The organism is Streptomyces niveiscabiei (genome assembly GCF_001419795.1).
In the GTDB taxonomy this organism is placed as follows: Bacteria; Actinomycetota; Actinomycetes; order Streptomycetales; family Streptomycetaceae; genus Streptomyces; species Streptomyces niveiscabiei.
In genome coordinates this window covers 1-15,148 of the sequence record NZ_LIRL01000455.1, presented here as the reverse complement: position 1 = coordinate 15,148, position 15,148 = coordinate 1, and the positions used below count along the sequence as shown (strand labels likewise).

Sequence of the window (15,148 nt, the reverse complement as noted above, 5' to 3'; positions counted from 1 at the left end):
CCCCCCATCTCCGTCCGTTCCGCGCCGACGCCCCTGCGCCCCCTGCGCTACGAGCTGCGGCGGGCCTGCGGGATCAGCACGGGGTTCCTCGTCGGCGCGGGGACGCTGGTCGTCTCCGTGGTCACCGCGCTGCTGCTGGCCCGGCTCGGACACACCCCGCAGGCACGGCTGTTCGCGGCGTGGCCCGCGCAGTCGCCGCTGCCTCCGGCGGCCCTCGGGGCGGGGCTGCTGGGGGCGCTGGCCTTCGGGGACGAGTTCCGGCACCCCGCGCTGGCCGCGGACCGCGGCACCGTGCCCCGGCGGCTGGGGCTGCTGGCCGCGAAGCTCCTCGTCACCGCCCTCACCGCACTGCTGCTGGCCTTCCTCACGGTGGGCTGCGACGCCGAGGCGCTCTACCTGGTCTACGGACGGGAGGTCGCGGAAGTTCCCGCGGACTGGCCGGCTCTCGGCGCGAGTTGGGCCGGCCTCGTGGTCGGGTGCGCCTGGGCCGGGGTGCTGGCGGCCGGCGTGTTCCGGTCCACGACCGCCGGGCTCGCTGCCGTGCTCGCCGTACCCGTCGCCGTCGTACCGCTGCTGCACCGGCTGTCGGCCGGCACGTCCGTGCGTACGGCGGCCGGGATGCCCGCGCGGGCGCGCGAGCTGTTCCTGCTGCGCTGGCCCTTCGGCGGCGAGCGCTACCTCGACGCCGTCGCGCGCGTGGTGGCCCAACCCGTGGGCGGCGCACTGGCGTTGTCGCTCACCACCCTGCTGTGCGCGTACCTGCTCACCACCCTGCGCGGCCGGGTCCGATGACGGCCCTCCACGCGCGCGGTGCGCACAACTCCCCCCAGAAAGCCCATTTCTTTCCGATAAGGCGTCAATTCCGACGGGGTGAGCGATCACCCTTTCGTGTGCTTTTCACCAAAGCCCTCAAGGGAGTTGGGGCCGACGCCGACAAAAGATCCGTGAGTACCCTTGCGCACACCATGATGACCGCCGCCCGCTCCGCCGACTCTGGTCTGGCCGCCCCGGGCGAACTCGACCGTTACCCCTACGCCGAGCCCCCCGCCGACCGCTCTCCCGTCTGGGACGGCGTCGATTCCGACCTCGGCCGCGTGGGCCGCCGCGCCACCGGCAGCCGCGGACGCGGGCTGCACGGCCAACTCGTCCAGCAGCTCGGGCAGATGATCGTCTCCGGCGACCTCGGCGCCGACCGCCCCCTGGTGCCCGAGGAGATCGGACAGCGCTTCGAGGTCTCCCGCACCGTCGTCCGCGAGTCGCTGCGCGTCCTGGAGGCCAAGGGCCTGGTGAGCGCCCGGCCGAACGTCGGCACGCGCGTGCGCCCCGTCAGCGACTGGAACCTGCTCGACCCCGACATCATCGAGTGGCGCGCCTTCGGCCCGCAGCGCGACGACCAGCGCCGTGAGCTGACCGAACTGCGCTGGACCATCGAGCCGCTCGCCGCCCGCCTGGCCGCCGGGCACGGCCGGGAGGACGTCCAGCAGCGGCTGTCCGACATGGTCGAGATCATGGGGCACGCCATGGCGCAGGGCGACGCGCTGACGTACTCGCGCGCGGACGCCGAGTTCCACACCCTGCTCATCCAGGTCGCCGGCAACCGGATGCTGGAGCACCTCTCCGGGATCGTCTCCTCCGCCCTCCAGGTCTCCGGCGGCCCGGCCACCGGCTGCGACCGGCCGAACGAGGCGTCCCTCGCGCACCACGCGCGCATGGTCGACGCGCTCGCCGCGGGTGACGCCGCGGGCGCGGAGGCGGCGATGCGGCAGCTGCTCACCGTCCACCCCGAGGTGGAGCGCGTGGTCCCGGCGCCGCGCGAGCACTGACCGCGCCCTCGCGGGCGGTGCGGCCCGGGACGCTCTTCCCTCCTCCGGCGTCCCTTCGGGCCGGTGCCCCGCCCTCCGGTCGGACTCCGCAGGACCCCTCGCGGGCCCTGCGGAGTCCGACGGTGCGGCATGGCGGGAGAGCGTTTCGATCATGAAGCGATCACGGATGCGGCCTCCTCTGACCATGTCTGACCGTTTTTGAGCGCTTACGGGGTGTGACTCGGGCCACGTAGATTGGGCGTAACACTCGTGGGAACAGCGCGATGACCTAAGAGGTGACAGCCGAGGAGGGAATACGGACGCCGTTCACGGCGCTGTGCATTCTCCCGGCCCCCGCCCGCCCGTCGGTCCATCCCCAAGGCCGGTGGTCGGCTCCTGTCCGCAGTGGACGGGGCCGGAAGCCGTTTTCCAACGTTCCGAGAGGTTGTTCGTGTCGGCCAGCACATCCCGTACGCTCCCGCCGGAGATCGCCGAGTCCGTCTCTGTCATGGCGCTCATTGAGCGGGGAAAGGCTGAGGGGCAGATCGCCGGCGACGATGTGCGTCGGGCCTTCGAAGCTGACCAGATTCCGGCCACTCAGTGGAAGAACGTACTGCGCAGCCTCAACCAGATCCTTGAGGAAGAGGGTGTGACGCTGATGGTCAGTGCCGCAGAGCCCAAGCGCACCCGAAAGAGCGTCGCAGCGAAGAGTCCGGCCAAGCGCACCGCCACCAAGACGGTCGCGGCGAAGACCGTGACCACCAGGAAGGCCACCGCCACCACGGCCGCTCCGGCCGCCGCGGTGGCCGGCGACGCCGAGGACTCGCCCGCGAAGAAGGCCGCAGCCAAGAAGGCCGCGCCCGCCGCGAAGAAGGCGGTCGCGAAGAAGGCGGCCCCCGCCAAGAAGACCGCGGCGAAGAAGACCGCGGCCAAGAAGGACGACGTCGAGCTTCTTGAGGACGAGGTCCTCGAAGAAGCGCCCGGCGCCGGCAAGACCGGTGACGAGCCCGAGGGCACCGAGAGCGCCGGCTTCGTCCTCTCCGACGAGGACGAGGACGACGCGCCGGCCCAGCAGGTCGCCGCCGCCGGTGCCACCGCCGACCCGGTCAAGGACTACCTCAAGCAGATCGGCAAGGTCCCCCTCCTCAACGCCGAGCAGGAGGTCGAGCTCGCCAAGCGCATCGAGGCGGGCCTGTTCGCCGAGGACAAGCTGTCCAACGCCGACAAGCTGGCCCCCAAGCTCAAGCGCGAGCTGGAGATCATCGCCGAGGACGGCCGCCGCGCCAAGAACCACCTGCTGGAGGCCAATCTCCGCCTCGTGGTCTCGCTGGCCAAGCGCTACACCGGCCGCGGCATGCTCTTCCTGGACCTCATCCAGGAGGGCAACCTCGGTCTGATCCGCGCGGTCGAGAAGTTCGACTACACCAAGGGCTACAAGTTCTCCACGTATGCCACCTGGTGGATCCGTCAGGCGATCACCCGCGCGATGGCCGACCAGGCCCGCACCATCCGTATCCCGGTGCACATGGTCGAGGTCATCAACAAGCTCGCGCGCGTGCAGCGCCAGATGCTCCAGGACCTGGGCCGCGAGCCCACCCCGGAGGAGTTGGCCAAGGAACTCGACATGACCCCCGAGAAGGTCATCGAGGTCCAGAAGTACGGCCGCGAGCCCATCTCCCTGCACACCCCCCTGGGTGAGGACGGCGACAGCGAGTTCGGTGACCTCATCGAGGACTCCGAGGCCGTCGTCCCGGCCGACGCGGTCAGCTTCACGCTCCTCCAGGAGCAGCTGCACTCGGTTCTCGACACCCTGTCCGAGCGCGAGGCGGGCGTCGTCTCCATGCGCTTCGGTCTCACCGACGGTCAGCCGAAGACCCTCGACGAGATCGGCAAGGTCTACGGCGTGACCCGCGAGCGCATCCGCCAGATCGAGTCCAAGACCATGTCGAAGCTGCGCCACCCGTCCCGCTCGCAGGTGCTGCGCGACTACCTCGACTAGGCAGGTCCGTACGACGACGGAGGCCCGGTTCCTTCCAGGGGAACCGGGCCTCCGTCGTCGTACGCGCGCGTGCGCGCTCCCGCACGGTCGCTCACTCTGGGTTTCCGGTATCCATCCCAGAGTAAGGATTCTGCATGCGTCTTCCCCTGGTCCGGGCGCTCGCCCGGCCGCTGGTCCTGGCCACCGCGGTCGTCGCCATACCGCTGGTGAACGCCGCCCCGGCGGCCTCCGACGGCATCGTCGTGGGCGGGTTCCCGGTCGACGTCTCCCAGAGCCCCTGGACGGTCGCGCTGTCCAGCCGTGACCGGTTCGGCCGTACCCGGTCGGGGCAGTTCTGCGGCGGCGCTGCGGTCGCGCCGACCCTGGTCCTGACGGCGGCCCACTGCGTCGGCGAGGACGTGCTCGGCGCGCCCCCGGACCGGGTGCGGGACTTCAAGGTCGTCACCGGCCGCACCGACCTGTACACGGACGCGGGCCGGGAGATCGCCGTCCAGAGCACCTGGGTGAACCCGGAGTACGACCGCTCCAGCAACTCCGGCGACTTCGCCGTGCTCACCCTCGCCGAGCCGCTGCCCGAGACGTCGCTCATCGGGGCGGCCCCGGCGGGGGACCCGGCGTACGAGGCGGGGACGGAGGCCACGGTCTACGGCTGGGGCGACGTCTCCGGGTACGGCGAGTACGCGCACAGCCTGCGGGCCGCGCGGGTGCACGTCATGGCCGACGCGCGCTGCGAGCGGGCGTACCCCGGCGGGCCCGAGGGCGCCTACATCGCGCGGACGATGCTGTGCGCCGGGGAGGTCAGGGGCGGCCGGGACGCCTGCCAGGGCGACAGCGGCGGGCCGCTGGTGGCGCGGGGCAGGCTGGTCGGCCTGGTGTCTTGGGGGAGCGGCTGCGGACGCCCGGGGAGTCCGGGGGTCTACACGCGCGTCTCCGACGTCCTGAGAGTCCTCAACGGCCCAGCGGGGTCGGGAGAGCCCGCCGGGCCGTCAGACGGGCGCTGAGCGGCTTCGGCGGGTACGCGTACGGGCGGCGGTCCTTGTCTCCAGGGGCCGCCGCCCGTACGCCGGCCTATGCCGGTTCTGGCTCGTCGTGAACGCCGAACGTCAGCGCTCGTCCTCGGAGGCGGTCGCGGGAACGGCCGTCAGCCGCTCCGTCTCATCCTGTATCTCGGCGGCGATCTTCTTGAGCTCCGGCTCGAACTTGCGGCCGTGGTGGGCGCAGAAGAGCAGTTCTCCGCCGCTCGCCAGGACAACGCGAAGGTAGGCCTGGGCGCCGCAGCGGTCGCAGCGATCGCCGGCCGTCAGCGGGCTCGCGGGGGTCAGAACAGTAGTCACGTCGCCTCTTCTCTAGCTCGACGAGCTGTCGTACCAGGGTCAACATCCAACCAGCCTCAAACGTTCCCGCTTGCGGCTTTCCCTCAAAAAATCTTTCGAGGCGGCTGTCTGCTGCCGGTTTGGCGGCGAATGTGCCGTATTGCGCTTCTTGTGTGCTTACGGTTTCGCGCTGTCGATCATGTGGTCGGTCCTCCCGGCGGGATTGCCGGTTCGTTCTTGAGGACGTGCCCGGAGCCTAAATGGTTCATGCCTCGAAGGGAACGTGATATGTACTTCACTCCATCGAGCGATCGAACACGCATACGACTCTGGACTAGTCTGACTCCAGACGAGGGTGGCGTGACAACGGCTCTACCTGGCCTCGGTACCCTCTTGACGGCGACCGAAGCCGTGCCCTTACCCAGAAGGGCCCCACCTGAAATTCAGCGAGGAGCGAACCGCGTGACCGCCGATACGTCCGTGCCGTCCACTGCGCTGCTGGCAGGAGCAGACCGGGACGGCTCCAACTACACCGCGCGGCACCTGCTCGTCCTCGAAGGACTTGAAGCCGTACGCAAGCGCCCGGGCATGTACATCGGATCGACCGACAGCCGCGGTCTGATGCACTGCCTGTGGGAGATCATCGACAACTCCGTCGACGAGGCGCTGGGCGGTTTCTGCGACCACATCGACGTGGTGCTGCACGACGACGGCTCCGTGGAGGTCCGCGACAACGGCCGCGGCATCCCGGTCGACGTCGAGCCCAAGACCGGCCTGTCCGGCGTCGAGGTCGTCATGACCAAGCTCCACGCGGGCGGCAAGTTCGGCGGTGGCTCCTACGCCGCCTCCGGCGGTCTGCACGGCGTGGGCGCCTCCGTCGTCAACGCCCTCTCCGCCCGGCTCGACGTCGAGGTCGACCGCAGCGGCAGCACCCACGCGATCAGCTTCCGCCGAGGCGTCCCCGGCGCCTTCGCTGCGGCCGGACCCGACGCCGGGTTCGAGGCGCAGAGCGGACTGCGCAGGACCAAGAAGGTCGCCAAGGCCCGCACCGGCACGCGCGTGCGCTACTGGGCCGACCGCCAGATCTTCCTCAAGGACGCCAAGCTCTCCCTGGACCACCTCCACCAGCGCGCGCGCCAGACCGCGTTCCTGGTGCCCGGCCTGACCATCGTCGTCCGCGACGAACTCGGGCTCGGCGAGGGCGGCAGCAAGGGCGAGGAATCCTTCCGCTTCGACGGCGGGATCAGCGAGTTCTGCGAGTACCTGGCCACCGACAAGCCGGTCTGCGACATCCTCCGCTTCACCGGCCAGGGCACCTTCCGCGAGACCGTCCCGGTCCTCGACGAGCATGGCCAGATGACCCCCACCCAGGTCACCCGCGAACTCGGCGTCGACGTCGCGCTGCGCTGGGGCACGGGCTACGACACGACCCTCAAGTCGTTCGTGAACATCATCGCCACACCCAAGGGCGGCACCCACGTCGCCGGCTTCGAGCAGGCCGTCACGACCACGATGAACGAGGTGCTGCGCGCCAAGAAGCTCCTGCGCGTAGCCGAGGACGGCGTCCTCAAGGACGACGCCCTGGAGGGCCTCACCGCCGTCGTCACCGTCCGGCTTGCCGAACCGCAGTTCGAGGGCCAGACCAAGGAGGTCCTCGGCACCTCGGCGGCCCGCCGGATCGTCACCCAGGTCATCTCCAAGGAGCTCAAGGCGTTCCTGACCTCCACCAAGCGGGACGCCGCCGCGCAGGCACGGGTCGTCATGGAGAAGGTCGTCGCCGCCGCGCGCACACGCGTGGCCGCCCGCCAGCACAAGGACGCCCAGCGCAGGAAGACCGCCCTGGAGTCGTCCTCCCTGCCGGCCAAGCTCGCCGACTGCCGCAGCGACGACGTCGACCGCAGCGAACTGTTCATCGTCGAGGGCGACTCCGCGCTCGGCACCGCCAAGCTCGCCCGCAACTCCGAGTTCCAGGCGCTGCTGCCGATCCGTGGCAAGATCCTCAACGTCCAGAAGTCGTCCGTCACGGACATGCTGAAGAACGCCGAGTGCGGCGCGATCATCCAGGTCATAGGAGCGGGGTCCGGCCGGACCTTCGACCTCGAAACCGCCCGCTACGGCAAGATCATCATGATGACCGACGCCGATGTGGACGGCTCCCACATCCGCTGCCTGCTGCTGACCCTGTTCCAGCGGTACATGCGGCCCATGGTCGAGGCCGGGCGCGTCTTCGCCGCGGTGCCGCCGCTGCACCGCATCGAACTCGTCCAGCCCAAGAAGGGCCAGGACAAGTACGTCTACACGTACTCGGACCGCGAACTGCGCGACAAGCTCATGGAGTTCCAGACCAAGGGCGTGCGGTACAAGGACTCCATCCAGCGCTACAAGGGCCTCGGCGAGATGGACGCGGACCAGCTGGCGGAGACGACGATGGACCCGCGGCACAGGACGCTGCGGCGGATCAACCTGTCCGACCTTGAGGCGGCGGAGCAGGTCTTCGACCTCCTGATGGGCAACGACGTGGCGCCGCGCAAGGAGTTCATCTCCAGCTCGGCGGCTACGTTGGACCGGTCGCGGATCGACGCGTAGCCGCTGCGCTCGGCCTGGGCCGGGGCGGGTTGTCGTGCTGGGTTCGGACGGCGTCGGGGTGCGGGTCGTCGGTGGTTGCTCGCGCCCACGCGGCGGCTGCCGCACATCGGTAGAGCCCCGCGCCCCTTCAAGTGCCCCTGCGGGGCCTTGAGGGGCGTCTTCGGTGGGTTTCTCCACCCAGGGGTGGAGATGGTGGGGGTGGAGAAGTCCACCCTTGATCCACCCTGGCTCCGATCTCCTGGGCCGTCGGTTTCCGTAGCTTCGATGGTGTCGGCGGCAGTCGTCGCCGGCGTCCTCGTTCCGCTCACGGAGGCAGTGATGGCCGGGCTCGTCAACGCGTTGGTGATCGTGGTGGTGGTCGCCCTGGTGCTGGCGCGGCAGTTCCGCGCGGCGCCGGTCGACGGGGAGCGGCGCTGGTGGCTGGTGCCCGGGATCCTCGCCGTCGTGGCGCTGCGCGACCCGGGGCTGCTGGACGCTGGCCACCGCGTCTCCTCGGGCGTGTTGCTCGCCGTGGAGGTGCTGATCGGGCTCGTGTCGGGCGCCGGCTGGGCCTGGACGACCCGGATGTGGGTCGAGGAGGACGGCGTCGTCTGGAGCAGGAGCACCAGGGCGAGCCTGGGCGTGTGGGTCGGCGGTGTCGCCCTCAGGGTGGGCCTGTTCGGACTCGGCGCGGCCCTCGGCGTCCACCTGCACAGCGCGGCCCTGCTGCTGTCCCTCGCGGCGATGCTGCTGGTGCGCGCCGGGTTCGTCACCCACCGCGCGCGGACGCTCGCCCGTATCCACGCCCCCTCGCCGTCGTACGGTGACCAGGGATCCTGGAAGACGAGGGAGCGGGTGTGACGGAGAACCCATGGATGCGCTGGCCGTCCCCGGAGGCGCTCGCCCACAAGGGGATCTCCCCGGTCAGGAACTCGCTGGGCTGGGCCCTGCGGCTGCTGTTGATCGGCGTCATGCTGTGGAGCGCCTTCGACGGCGACTCCCGTGCCCACGGCTGGAACCTGGTCGCGGGCGTGGGGATGGCCCTCGTCGCCGCCGGCGCCGCGAGGGCGTTCTTCGTGACGACGCTCGCGCACCGTCTGTGGCCGTCGATGCTGCTCCTGGCGCTGCTGCTGGCCATCGCGGTCGCGGCCGAGGCGATGGGGTTCGGATCCCCGGCGCTCGTCCTGTGGTGCGGCTGCGCCGTCGTCGGGCTCCAGCGGCTTCCCCTGGGTGCCGCGCTCCCGTTCGCCTCCGTCTCCCTGAGCGCGTTCGCCGTGGTCAACGAGGACATGTGGCTGACCACGGCCGCCACGCTCGGCGCGCTGGCCCTGGTCGGCTACACCCTGCGGCTGGACGCCGAGGCGCGCGGCAACGCCGCGCGGCTGCTGGCCCAGGAGCGGGCCGCGCGGGCGGCCGAGGCGGAGTCGGCCGCGCTGACGGAGCGTGCCCGGATCGCCCGGGAGATCCACGACGTGCTGGCGCACAGCCTCTCGGCCCAGCTCGTGCACCTGGAGGCGGCCCGCCTGCTGATCGAGCGCGGCGCCGACCGGCAGCAGATCCTGGAGCGGGTGGTGGCGGCGCGGGGGATGGCCAGGGACGGCCTCGACGAGACCCGCCAGGCCCTGTCCGCGCTGCGCGGCGACCTGACCCCGCTGGAGGACTTCCTGACCGGCCTGGTGCGCGCGACGGACGGTGCGCGGGTCACCGTGGAGGGTGAACGCAGACCGCTGTCGGTCGAGGCGTCCCAGACCGTGCGCAGGGTCGCGCAGGAGGCCCTGACGAACGTCCGCAAGCACGCCCCGGGCGCCAAGGTCAGCCTCCGGCTCGCGTACGGCCCCGGCGAAGTGGCCCTGGACGTGCGGGACTCGGGCGGCTCGCCGGGCGAACTGGCGGGCGCGGGGGGCGGATACGGTCTCCTCGGCATGCGGGAGCGTGCCGAACTGCTGGGCGGCTCGCTGGAGGCGGGGCCGGACGAGGAAGGGTTCGCGGTGAGGCTGAGGGTGCCGGTATGACGGATATGACGGAGGGGGAGTGGGTCAGGCCCGCGCGGGTGCTGGTGGCGGACGATCAGACGATCGTCCGGGAGGGCATCATGACGCTGCTCGGGCTGCTGCCCGAGGTGGAGGTGGTGGGCGCGGCGGTCGACGGCGAGGACGCGGTGCGGCTGGTCGCCGAACTCGCCCCGGACGTCGTGCTGATGGACCTGCGCATGCCCCGCTGCGACGGGGTCGAGGCGACCCGCAGGATCAGGGACGAGCACCCCGGGACGCAGGTCGTGGTGCTCACGACGTTCGCGGACGACGAGTCGCTGTTCCCGGCGCTCAAGGCGGGCGCCCGGGGCTACCTGACGAAGGACGCGGGCGGCGACGAGATCGTCCGGGCCGTGCACAGCGTCCTGTCCGGGGACGCGGGACTGTCGCCGAGCATCCAACGGCGGCTGCTGGAGCGGCTGTCGGAGCCCGAACCGGAGCCGGTGGAGCCGGCCGGGCCGCCCGACGGGTTGACGCTCAGAGAGTCCGAGGTCCTGATCCTCATCGCCGACGGCCTCAGCAACCAGGAGATCTCCCGCAGGCTGCACGTCTCGACGACGACGGTGAAGACCCACATCAACAACCTGTTCGCCAAGACGGGCCTCAAGGACCGTGCGCAGGCGGTGAGTTACGCATACAGAAAGGGGTTGGTAAAACCACCAAAATCGGAAATGAGATAAGTCGGCCCATTGTCGCTTGATGGGGTGAAGAAAGCGGGAAAGAGAGTAGGGGATCTTCCCGTTCTGTCCATCATTGGGTATGCAGTTGAGCAACGACCGAGCCCGCAGTGGCGGGGGCGGTCCCGAGAGAGCACGCGAGCACCGCGAGGTGCGGCCCCCGGTCCCCGAAGAACCGGCAGGCGTGCGGTACGACGATCCCTGGTACGACGCCCTGGCCCCCGACTGGCCGGGAGCGCAGCCGGCGAGCGACCCCGTGCCGGCGGTCCCGGCCCCCCGTGACGAGGAGGCCGGCCGCGACGCGATGGCGGAGGTCTACCTCGCCGTCCAGCGCAGCGCCGCCTTCCAGGAAGTACGCAGCCGCTACCGGCGGTTCGTGGTTCCGGCGGGCATCGGCTTCTTCCTCTGGTACGTGGCGTACGTCATCGCGGCGACGACCGCGCCCGGGTTCATGGCCCGGCCCGTGGTGGGCGCCGTCAACGTGGCACTGGTCGCCGGTCTCGGCCAGTTCCTCACCACCTTCCTGCTGGCCTGGGCCTATGCCAGGCACGCCCGGCTGCGCAGGGACCGAGCCGCCCTTGACCTGCGCTGGGACACCCAGGAACTGACCCGCGGTGTGAAGGGAGGCAAGCCGTGAGCGGTACTCATCAGACCCTGGCCCTCGTGCTGTTCAGCGTGTTCATCGCGGTCACGCTGGGCATCACGACCTGGGTCAGCCGCAACCGCCACGGTTCGGCCGAGGAGTTCTACGCCGGCGGGCGGCTCTTCTCCCCGATGGAGAACGGCTTCGCCATCGCGGGCGACTACATGTCGGCCGCCTCCTTCCTCGGCATCTCCGGCCTGATCGCGCTGTTCGGCTACGACGGCCTGCTCTACTCGGTCGGCTTCCTCGTCGCCTGGCTGGTCGTCCTGCTCCTCGTCGCCGAACTCGTGCGCAACTGCGGGCGGTTCACGCTCGCGGACGTCGTCGCGGCGCGGATGAGCGAACGGCCGGTACGGATCGCGGCGGGCGCCTCCTCGGTCATCGTGTCCATCTTCTACCTGGTGGCGCAGATGGTCGGCGCGGGCAGCCTCGTCGCCCTGCTGCTGGGGAGCAGCGGCGCCGCGACCCAGGTGTGGACCGTCATCGGGGTCGGCGCGCTCATGATCATCTACGTGTCGCTGGGAGGCATGCGGGCCACCACCTGGATCCAGATCGTCAAGGCGGTCCTGCTGCTGGGCGGCACGATCGCGCTGACCGTGCTCGTCCTCGTCCGCTTCCACGGCGACTTCGACCGGCTGCTGCTCACCGCGGCCGAACGCAGCGGACACGGCATCGACTTCCTGGCCCCTGGCCTGAAGTACGGCGCGGACTGGACGTCGCGCTTCGACTTCATCAGCCTCGGCCTCGCGCTCGTGCTGGGCACGGCCGGCCTGCCGCACATCCTGTCCCGCTTCTACACCGTGCCGACCGCGCGTGCGGCACGCCGCTCGGTGGTCTGGTCGATCGGCCTGATCGGCAGCTTCTACCTGATGACGATCGTGCTGGGCTTCGGCGCGGCGGCGATCGTCGGACCGGACACCGTGCGCCAGTCCAACGCGGCCGGCAACACGGCCGTCCCGCTGCTCGCCCTCGATCTCGGCGGCGGGGACCAGTCCATGGGCGGCGCGGTGCTGTTCGCGGTCGTCGGCGCGGTCGCCTTCGCGACGATCCTCGCGGTGGTCGCCGGCATCACCCTCGCCTCCTCGGCGTCCGTGGCCCACGACCTGTACGCCTCGCTGCGCCGCAAGCACGCCAAGCAGCGCAGCGAGGTCGCGGTCGCCCGGGTCGCGGCGGTCGGCATCGGCATCGTGGCGATCGCGCTCGGCATCCTGGCCCGTGAGCTCAACGTCGCGTTCCTGGTCGGCCTCGCCTTCGCCGTCGCCGCGTCCGCGAACCTGCCGGTGCTGCTCTACTCGCTGTTCTGGCGCAACTTCACCACGCGCGGCGCGGTGTGGGCCGTCTACGGCGGGCTGGTCCCGGCGCTCGTCCTCGTCGTGCTGTCGCCGGTCGTCTCGGGCAGCCCCGAATCGCTCGTCCCCGGTGTCGACTTCCAGTTCTTCCCGCTCCAGAACCCCGGCATCGTCTCGATCCCGATGGGCTTCCTCGCGGGCTGGCTGGGCACGGTCACCTCGTCCGAGGAGCCTGACGAGGCGCGGCACGCGGAGACGGAGGTGCGTTCGCTGACCGGAGCGGGAGCCGTCTAGCCACGGCGCCTTCACCGTCGTACGGCGCGGGACCGGTCGTACGGCGGGCCGCGGGGCTTGGGTCATGGCGCGGCCCAGGCACGCGGTCCCGGCGGGCGAATCGTCTGTACAGGTGGACGATGTTGATGGCCCGTCGGGAAGTTGGTCCATGCATCCATCAAGGGTGCACGGTACTCATCACGACATGCGGTACTCGTCAAGACGCTCAACGAAACCGTGCTCTCAGGCGCGGGTCGCCCACACGTAACGGTGTTCCGGGCGGCCCGCGTCGCCGTATTTGAGGGTCAGGCGCGCGCGGCCGGTGCGCTCCAGGAGCTTCAGGTAGCGCTGGGCGGTCTGACGGCTCACGCCCGTGCGGTCGGCGATCTCCTGCGCGGACAGCGGGCCGTCGGCGTGCATCAGGGACTGGCGCACCAGTTCGGCGGTGGTGGGGGAGTGCCCTTTGGGCAGGCCGGGCTCCGAAGGCGCCGACAGCGCGCCGAACATGCGGTCCACGTCGGCCTGTTCGGCCTCGCCGCCGACGTCCAGGGTGCGGCGCAGCTCGCCGTACGCCTCCAGCTTCGCGCGCAGGCCCGCGAAGGCGAACGGCTTGACCAGGTACTGGAGCGCGCCGTGCCGCATCGCCGAGCGGACCGTCGATACGTCCCGCGCGGCCGTCACCATGATGACGTCCGCCTGGTGGCCGCGGCGGCGCATCTCCTGGACGGTGTCGATGCCGGTCCCGTCGGGCAGGTAGTGGTCCATCAGGACGAGGTCCACGCGGGGCAGCAGCTCCAGCAGGCGCAGCGCCTCGGCCGCGCTGTGCGCCTGCCCGGCGACCCGGAAGCCCGGCACCTTCTCGACGTAGGCGGCGTTCACCCGGGCGACCCGGGTGTCATCGTCCACGACCAGGACCTCGATCATCGCGAACCCTCCTCGGCCTCGGCGCGACGCGCGGCGGCGGCCGGCACGGCCTTCGGGGCGCCCTCGGAGAGCGCGTCGGGCAGGACCACGGTGAACTCCGCGCCACCGCCCTCCGCCTCGCCCACAGAAGCCCTGCCGCCCTGCCGCTCGGCGAGCCTGCGCACCAGCGAGAGCCCGATGCCGCGGCGCCCGTGCGCGGGAGGCCGCTTGGTGGACCACCCCTCCGTGAACACCACCTCGCGCTTGTCCGCCGGGATCCCCGGGCCGGTGTCCCGCACGCGCAGCACCGCTGTACGCCCCTCCGCACGCAACTCGACCTCCACGCGCGCGTGCATGGTGCCCGCGACGGCGTCCAGCGCGTTGTCGACCAGGTTGCCCACGATCGTCACCAGCCCCCGGGGATCGACCAGCAGGTCCGGGAGCCGGGTCGCGTCGGACACCAGCAGGGCGACGCCGCGCTCCGCCGCGACCGTCGCCTTGCCGACCAGCAGCGCCGCCAGCAAGGGATCGTGGATCCGCTCGGCGACCTCCTCGGCGGTGGCCCGGTGGTCGCCGACCACCTCGCCGACGAACTCCACCGCCTCCTCGTACATCTCCAGCTCCAGCAGTCCCAGCAGGGTGTGCATCCGGTTGGCGTGCTCGTGGTCCAGCGCGCGCAGGGCGTCGATCAGCCCGCGCGTGGAGTCGAGCTCCCGGCCGAGCTGCTCCAGCTCGGTGCGGTCGCGCAGGGTGGCGACGGCGCCGCCGTCGTCCGTCGGCATCCGGTTGGCGACCAGCACGCGCGGGCCGCGCACGGCGAGCAGATCCGTGCCGGTCACCCGGCCGGCCAGGACGTCCGCCGTACGGCCCGCGCCGAGCGCGTCGTCCGGGGAGCGGCCCACGGCCTCCTCGCCGATGCCCAGCAGGCGCTGCGCCTCGTCGTTGAGAAGCCGCACACGGCCCGCGCGGTCCAGCGCCACGACACCCTCCCGGATGCCGTGCAGCATCGCCTCACGCTCCGACAGCAGCGCCGAGATGTCCGAGAAGGCCAGGTCACGAGTCTGCCGGTGGACCCGGCGCGAGATCAGCCAGGCCGCCAGCGCGCCCACCGCGAGGGCGCCGCCCGCGTACGCGAACAGCCCCGGGATCGCGTGGATCAGGCGCGCGCGGACGCTGTCGTACTCGATGCCGACCGATACCGCCCCGACGATGTGCCCCTCCGCGTCCCTCAAAGGCACCTTCCCGCGCGCGGAGCGGCCCAGCGTGCCCTCGTCGATCTCCATCACCGCCCGGCCCGCCAGCGCCTTCTGCGGGTCCGTGGAGACGACGCCGCCGATCTGGTCCGGGTCCCGGTGCGACCAGCGGACGCCGGCCCTGTTCATCACGACGACGTACTCGGCTCCACTCGCCCTGCGGATCCGCTCCGCCTCCCGCTGCACCGGGCCGTCCACCGACGGCCCGCTGCTCTTCAGGTCCTCCGCGAGCTGTGGCATCGCCGCCGTCGTCTGCGCGATCGCCAGCGCGCGACGCATCGCCTGGTCGTCGAGTTGGTCGCTGAGCGGCGCGAGGAACAGGCCCGTCGCGAGCACCACCACGCCTGCCGCGATCGACAGCTGCATCAGCAGGATCTGCGAGAAGGCGCGCCGGGGGAGGC

The 15,148-nt window shown here is 71.3% G+C and carries 12 protein-coding genes and 1 pseudogene; 10 read left to right on the top strand and 3 right to left on the bottom strand.

Going from position 1 to position 15,148, the window contains the following annotated elements; all coding sequences use genetic code 11:
• The 4 genes and pseudogenes from AOK24_RS22145 to AOK24_RS22130 form a co-directional block, all read left to right on the top strand.
• A pseudogene (locus AOK24_RS22145) lies at positions 1-792 on the top strand (ABC transporter ATP-binding protein); the annotation flags it as partial.
• 152 nt (positions 793-944) lie between these two features.
• On the top strand, positions 945-1,823 hold the full coding sequence (locus tag AOK24_RS22140) for a FadR/GntR family transcriptional regulator (protein ID WP_055721809.1): 879 nt from the start codon (positions 945-947) through the stop codon (positions 1,821-1,823).
• A gap of 430 nt (positions 1,824-2,253) precedes the next feature.
• Positions 2,254-3,801 carry an RNA polymerase sigma factor gene (locus AOK24_RS50960; protein ID WP_055721811.1) on the top strand — a complete coding sequence of 516 codons (1,548 nt, stop codon included), beginning with the start codon at positions 2,254-2,256 and terminating at the stop codon, positions 3,799-3,801.
• Between the two features lie 134 nt (positions 3,802-3,935).
• Positions 3,936-4,802, top strand: a complete 867-nt coding sequence (locus AOK24_RS22130; protein ID WP_055721808.1) for a serine protease — start codon at positions 3,936-3,938, stop codon at positions 4,800-4,802.
• 102 nt (positions 4,803-4,904) lie between these two features.
• Here AOK24_RS22130 and AOK24_RS22125 read toward each other — a convergent pair whose 3' ends face one another.
• Complete coding sequence (locus AOK24_RS22125) at positions 4,905-5,135, bottom strand: DUF7455 domain-containing protein (protein ID WP_055721807.1); 231 nt, start codon at positions 5,133-5,135, stop codon at positions 4,905-4,907.
• Between the two features lie 441 nt (positions 5,136-5,576).
• Between AOK24_RS22125 and AOK24_RS22120 the strand changes: the two genes are divergently transcribed.
• The 6 genes from AOK24_RS22120 (at position 5,577) to AOK24_RS22095 (ending at position 12,612) form a co-directional block, all read left to right on the top strand.
• Positions 5,577-7,700, top strand: coding sequence for a DNA gyrase/topoisomerase IV subunit B (locus AOK24_RS22120; RefSeq protein WP_055721806.1), 2,124 nt, complete (start codon positions 5,577-5,579; stop codon positions 7,698-7,700).
• Between the two features lie 318 nt (positions 7,701-8,018).
• Entirely contained in the window at positions 8,019-8,540 is a 522-nt protein-coding gene (locus AOK24_RS22115; protein WP_055721810.1) for a hypothetical protein, read from the top strand.
• Positions 8,537-9,691 carry a sensor histidine kinase gene (locus AOK24_RS22110; RefSeq protein WP_055721805.1) on the top strand — a complete coding sequence of 385 codons (1,155 nt, stop codon included), beginning with the start codon at positions 8,537-8,539 and terminating at the stop codon, positions 9,689-9,691. Before AOK24_RS22115 ends, AOK24_RS22110 begins: the two co-directional genes overlap by 4 nt.
• 5 nt (positions 9,692-9,696) lie before the next feature.
• The gene (locus AOK24_RS22105; protein ID WP_206191249.1) at positions 9,697-10,389 is read left to right on the top strand and encodes a response regulator transcription factor; all 693 of its coding nucleotides are present in this window, start codon (positions 9,697-9,699) and stop codon (positions 10,387-10,389) included.
• A 79-nt stretch (positions 10,390-10,468) separates the two neighbouring features.
• Positions 10,469-11,023, top strand: a complete 555-nt coding sequence (locus AOK24_RS22100) for a DUF485 domain-containing protein (RefSeq protein WP_079056931.1) — start codon at positions 10,469-10,471, stop codon at positions 11,021-11,023.
• A complete protein-coding gene (locus AOK24_RS22095) occupies positions 11,020-12,612 on the top strand; it encodes a solute symporter family protein (protein WP_055721802.1) in 1,593 nt (530 codons plus the stop codon). Before AOK24_RS22100 ends, AOK24_RS22095 begins: the two co-directional genes overlap by 4 nt.
• 222 nt (positions 12,613-12,834) lie before the next feature.
• Here AOK24_RS22095 and AOK24_RS22090 read toward each other — a convergent pair whose 3' ends face one another.
• A complete protein-coding gene (locus AOK24_RS22090; RefSeq protein ID WP_055721801.1) occupies positions 12,835-13,515 on the bottom strand; it encodes a response regulator in 681 nt (226 codons plus the stop codon).
• Positions 13,512-15,148: sensor histidine kinase (locus AOK24_RS22085; protein ID WP_055721800.1), on the bottom strand; the 1,637-nt coding region annotated here is incomplete at its 5' end. The genes AOK24_RS22085 and AOK24_RS22090, both read right to left, overlap by 4 nt.

Excerpts from the sequence above, each read along its gene's own strand:
- AOK24_RS22130 (WP_055721808.1), top strand. The coding sequence starts at position 3,936 with ATGCGTCTTCCCCTGGTCCGGGCGCTCGCCCGGCCGCTGGTCCTGGCC.
- AOK24_RS22115 (WP_055721810.1), top strand. The coding sequence starts at position 8,019 with ATGGCCGGGCTCGTCAACGCGTTGGTGATCGTGGTGGTGGTCGCCCTG.
- AOK24_RS22105 (WP_206191249.1), top strand. The coding sequence starts at position 9,697 with ATGACGGAGGGGGAGTGGGTCAGGCCCGCGCGGGTGCTGGTGGCGGAC.
- AOK24_RS22100 (WP_079056931.1), top strand. The coding sequence starts at position 10,469 with ATGCAGTTGAGCAACGACCGAGCCCGCAGTGGCGGGGGCGGTCCCGAG.
- AOK24_RS22090 (WP_055721801.1), bottom strand. The coding sequence starts at position 13,515 with ATGATCGAGGTCCTGGTCGTGGACGATGACACCCGGGTCGCCCGGGTG.